General features: G+C 64.9%; 6 protein-coding genes and 1 pseudogene. All 7 read left to right on the top strand.

What is annotated here, in order from left to right; translation table 11 throughout:
* Positions 1–46 precede the first annotated feature (46 nt).
* A complete protein-coding gene (locus tag I0Q12_RS35030) occupies positions 47–112 on the top strand; it encodes a hypothetical protein (RefSeq protein WP_374068544.1) in 66 nt (21 codons plus the stop codon).
* A gap of 48 nt (positions 113–160) precedes the next feature.
* Positions 161–933 (top strand): annotated as a pseudogene (gene nusG, locus I0Q12_RS03045) (transcription termination/antitermination protein NusG).
* 79 nt (positions 934–1,012) lie between these two features.
* Positions 1,013–1,447, top strand: coding sequence for a 50S ribosomal protein L11 (gene rplK / locus I0Q12_RS03040; protein ID WP_006552290.1), 435 nt, complete (start codon positions 1,013–1,015; stop codon positions 1,445–1,447).
* A gap of 88 nt (positions 1,448–1,535) precedes the next feature.
* Positions 1,536–2,252 carry a 50S ribosomal protein L1 gene (gene rplA / locus I0Q12_RS03035; RefSeq protein WP_197250542.1) on the top strand — a complete coding sequence of 239 codons (717 nt, stop codon included), beginning with the start codon at positions 1,536–1,538 and terminating at the stop codon, positions 2,250–2,252.
* Between the two features lie 432 nt (positions 2,253–2,684).
* The gene (gene rplJ, locus I0Q12_RS03030) at positions 2,685–3,209 is read left to right on the top strand and encodes a 50S ribosomal protein L10 (protein WP_197250541.1); all 525 of its coding nucleotides are present in this window, start codon (positions 2,685–2,687) and stop codon (positions 3,207–3,209) included.
* Between the two features lie 108 nt (positions 3,210–3,317).
* Positions 3,318–3,704 carry a 50S ribosomal protein L7/L12 gene (gene rplL / locus I0Q12_RS03025; RefSeq protein ID WP_003937621.1) on the top strand — a complete coding sequence of 129 codons (387 nt, stop codon included), beginning with the start codon at positions 3,318–3,320 and terminating at the stop codon, positions 3,702–3,704.
* A 337-nt stretch (positions 3,705–4,041) separates the two neighbouring features.
* Positions 4,042–4,823 (top strand): ABC transporter ATP-binding protein (locus tag I0Q12_RS03020; RefSeq protein ID WP_307845990.1); only part of this gene is annotated, 782 nt, incomplete at its 3' end.

The raw sequence follows: 4,823 nt of genomic DNA, 5'->3' as shown, positions 1-4,823 counted from the left end.
GCAGCTCGTCACCTACACGACGGTCGTCGTGGTCTTCGTGACGGTCATGACCGCATTCATCTTTGGAATTGATCTGGCGTTCGTGAAGGGCGTCAGCTGGTTGTTCGGCTAGCGCGTACGCGTGCCGGCGAATTGTGATCGACGAGAGGAAAGTGCCCCGGTGAGCACCCCCGAGAACGACTCATACGAGCCTTCGGCCGAGGAGAGCGTTTCGGACGAGGTCTTTGTCGACGACACCGCGACCGCGGAAGCGGCCGAGGAGTCGGCAGAGGCGGGCATCGAGACCGTCGAAGAAGCGGCCGAAGCCGAGGCCGAGGTGGATCCCGCCGAGGCTCTCGAGAAGCAGCTGCGCCTCGAGCCCGGCGACTGGTACGTCGTGCATTCGTACGCCGGTTACGAGAACAAGGTGAAGGCCAACCTCGAGACCCGCGTGCAGAACCTGGACCTCGCGGAGTACATCTTCCAGGTCGAGGTGCCGACGGAAGAGGTCACCGAGATCAAGAACGGCCAGCGCAAGCAGGTCAACCGCAAGGTGCTGCCCGGCTACATCCTGGTGCGCATGGAACTGAACGACGAGTCGTGGGGCGCGGTGCGCAACACCCCCGGCGTCACCGGCTTCGTCGGCGCGACCTCGCGTCCGTCGCCGCTGACGATCAAGGAGGTCGTCAAGTTCCTACTGCCGCAGCAGTCGAAGAAGAAGCCGGCCGCCGGCGCGGCGACGACCGGCGAGGCCACCGCGGCCGCCGCCAAGCCCACGATCGAGGTGGACTTCGAGGTCGGCGAGTCCGTGACCGTGATGGACGGGCCGTTCGCGACGCTGCCCGCGTCGATCAGCGAGGTCAACGCCGAGCAGCAGAAGCTCAAGGTCCTGGTGTCGATCTTCGGTCGCGAAACCCCGTGGAGCTGTCGTTCAACCAGGTCTCCAAGATCTGACCTGCTCCGGGATCGGACCCCACAGAACTTGCAGTAGCAATACGCAAGAACCACACCGAGCAAGAAACTAGGAATAGAGATGCCCCCGAAGAAGAAGAAGATTGCCGGGCTCATCAAGCTCCAGATCCAGGCCGGTCAGGCCAACCCGGCTCCGCCGGTCGGCCCCGCGCTGGGTCAGCACGGCGTCAACATCATGGAGTTCTGCAAGGCCTACAACGCCGCGACCGAGTCGCAGCGCGGCAACGTCGTGCCGGTCGAGATCACGGTCTACGAGGACCGTTCGTTCGACTTCAAGCTGAAGACCCCGCCGGCGGCGAAGCTGCTGCTCAAGGCTGCGGGTGTGCAGAAGGGCTCCGGCGAGCCGCACAAGACCAAGGTCGCCAAGGTCACCATGGACCAGGTGCGCGAGATCGCCAAGACCAAGCAGGAAGACCTGAACGCCAACGACATCGAGGCCGCCGCGAAGATCATCGCCGGCACCGCGCGCTCGATGGGCATCACGGTCGAGGGCTGACGCCCACAGCAGGAACCCGTGGGAGGGCCTGCCAGGCCCGTTACCACGACCGAACCATTCACCGTACGGTGAGAAGTTAGGACAGAACATGGCAAAGCGCAGCAAGGCGTACCTCGCCGCCGCTGAGAAGATCGACGCCTCCACCCTCTACAGCCCGCTCGCGGCTGCGAAGCTGGCCAAGGAGACGTCGTCGAAGAACTACGACGCCACCGTCGAGGTCGCGATGCGTCTCGGTGTGGACCCCCGCAAGGCCGACCAGATGGTGCGCGGCACGGTCAACCTGCCGCACGGCACGGGTAAGACCGCCCGCGTCATCGTGTTCGCGGTCGGCGAGAAGGCCGCCGAGGCCGAGGCCGCCGGCGCCGATGTCGTCGGTGCCGAGGACCTGATCGAGCGGATCCAGGGCGGCTGGCTCGATTTCGACGCCGCGATCGCCACCCCGGACCAGATGGCCAAGGTCGGCCGCATCGCGCGTGTCCTCGGCCCGCGTGGTCTGATGCCGAACCCGAAGACCGGCACGGTCACCCCGGATGTCGCGAAGGCTGTCACCGACATCAAGGGCGGCAAGATCAACTTCCGCGTCGACAAGAATGCGAACCTGCACTTCGTGATCGGCAAGGCCTCGTTCGACGACGCCAAGCTGGTGGAGAACTACGCGGCTGCGCTGGACGAGGTCCTGCGGGCCAAGCCGTCCTCCGCGAAGGGTCGCTACCTCAAGAAGGTCACGATCGCGACGACCACCGGCCCGGGCATCCCGGTGGATCCGGCGCGTACGCGTAACCTCCTCGAGGACGCCGACCAGTAAGGTCGACGACACGCTCTCGAAGCACGAACGGCCGGCCCGGACCTCGCGTCCGGGCCGGCCGTTCGCATTGCAGGGGGCGTCCGGGGCCCGTTTTGCATTCCCGGGACGGAGTCCGGTACTCTTTCCTGCGTAGTTCGGCATTGTGCCGATCTTCACCCCGATCATGTTCTACCCAAGACCGTTGGTCACCGGGTCCGCGTGCGGATTCGGTTGAAGGTCCGGAGAATCGTCCGGCGGCCCACGCAGGTGAACGAGGTAAGGGGAGATGTGGACATATCGCGCGGCGACGCGCGAATCGTGTGAGCCTTCTCCTTCTGCGCCCCGTGTGCCCTGCACCGGGGCGTTCGTCGTTTCCGGCCGTGCGGTTTTCGTAAGTGGGACGTCCCGCACGGGACGGACGGGAAAACGACTGTTACTGAGAGGAGGCGAAGTATGGCAAAGCCCGAGAAGGTTTCCGCGGTTGCGGAGATCACCGAGCAGTTCAAGAACTCGACGGCCGCCGTGATCACGGAGTACCGCGGTCTGTCGGTCGGAAGTCTTACCCAGCTGCGACGCGCTCTCGGAGAGGGTGCCACCTACTCCGTCGCCAAGAACACCCTCGTCAAGCGTGCTGCCGCTGAGGCAGGCGTCGAGGGCCTTGACGATCTGTTCGTCGGACCCACCGCGATCGCGTTCATCGCCGGTGAGCCCGTCGACGCCGCGAAGGCTCTGAAGAACTTCGCGAAGGACAACAAGGCACTCGTCGTCAAGGGCGGGTACATGGACGGCGCTGTGCTGTCCGTGGACGAGGTCAACAAGATCGCGGACCTCGAGTCCCGCGAGGTGCTGTTGGCCAAGCTCGCAGGCGCGATGAAGGGCAACCTGGCAAAGGCCGCAGGCCTGTTCAACGCTCCTGCTTCGCAGGTGGCTCGCCTGGCGGCCGCCCTGCAGGAGAAGAAGGCCGAAGAGGCCGCCTGAAGCTGATCCGCGTCACCGCGAATCACTGACACATCCACGCGTGCTCCGGCACGCACCATCCCACGGTCGCGGATCAGCGACGAGGGACTTACAGGAAGGACCGCCATCATGGCGAAGCTCACCACCGAAGAGCTGCTCGACGCGTTCAAGGAACTGACCCTGCTCGAGCTCTCGGAGTTCGTGAAGGCATTCGAGGAGACCTTCGAGGTCACCGCTGCTGCTCCGGTCGCCGTTGCCGCTGCCGGCGCTCCGGCCGCCGCTGCCGAGGCCGAGTCCGAGCAGGACGAGTTCGACGTCATCCTCGAGGGTGCCGGCGACAAGAAGATCCAGGTCATCAAGGTCGTCCGCGAGATCGTCTCCGGCCTGGGCCTGAAGGAAGCCAAGGACCTCGTCGAGGGTGCTCCGAAGCCGATCCTGGAGAAGGTCGCCAAGGACGCTGCCGACGCTGCCAAGGCGAAGCTCGAGGAGGCCGGCGCCAAGGTCACCGTCAAGTAAGACGGCTGTTCCTGCGCTGCTCGCCGGGTGACCGGCGTTCGAGTGTGAACAGGGCCGTTTCCCCGGACCGTGAGGTCCGCGGGAAACGGCCCTTTTTCGTGTTTTCCGGCTCTCCGGCGGGTTGGCCTGCGGGATCGAACCCGTGGCGCTATGTTGGCGACGAACCGAGTGACGTGCGTCGCATCAGCGCAGGTCACAACATAAGTCAGGGTATGTCGCCGGCGTTGACCACCTTTCTTACTCTTGGGTAGGATCCGGTGTCACAGGTACCACTCCGATGCGATAGAGTGACGCGACCCACAGGTGGGGACCGTGTCGGAGAGGTGTGGAGGTAACGGTGGGAGTTGAGGTAGCGGTCGAGGGGCTCACCAAGTCGTTCGGCTCACAGAGGATCTGGCAGGACGTCACGCTGACGCTGCCCGCGGGTGAGGTCAGTGCGCTGCTGGGCCCGTCCGGTACGGGTAAGTCGGTGTTCCTGAAGTCGCTGATCGGCCTGCTCCGCCCGGAGCAGGGATCGATCGTCATCGACGGCACGGACATCCTGCAGTGCTCGAGCAAGGAGCTCTACGAGATCCGCAAGCTGTTCGGGGTGCTGTTCCAGGACGGCGCGCTGTTCGGGTCGATGAACCTGTACGACAACGTGGCGTTCCCGCTGCGCGAGCACACCAAGAAGTCCGAGTCCGACATCCGCAAGATCGTGATGGACAAGCTCGAGCTGGTCGGTCTGCTCGGGGCCGAGGACAAGCTGCCCGGTGAGATCTCCGGCGGTATGCGCAAGCGTGCCGGCCTGGCCCGGGCGCTGGTGCTCGATCCGCAGATCATCCTGGTCGACGAGCCGGACTCGGGGCTGGATCCGGTGCGCACGACGTACATCTCGCAGACGTTGATCGACATCAACGCCGAGATCGACGCGACGATCCTGATCGTCTCGCACAACATCAACCTGGCGCGGACGGTGCCGGACAACATCGGCATGCTGTTCCGTCGCGAGCTGGTGATGTTCGGTCCGCGCGAGGTGCTGCTGACCTCGGACGAGCCGGTGGTCAAGCAGTTCCTCAACGGCACGATGATCGGTCCGATCGGGATGTCGGAGGAGAAGGACGAGGCGCAGATGGCGCA

It is taken from the genome of Rhodococcus sp. CX, assembly GCF_015865005.1.
Taxonomy (GTDB): domain Bacteria; phylum Actinomycetota; class Actinomycetes; order Mycobacteriales; family Mycobacteriaceae; genus Rhodococcus.
Note: the sequence above shows the minus strand (reverse complement) of the source record. Positions and strands in the feature narration are given on the sequence as shown.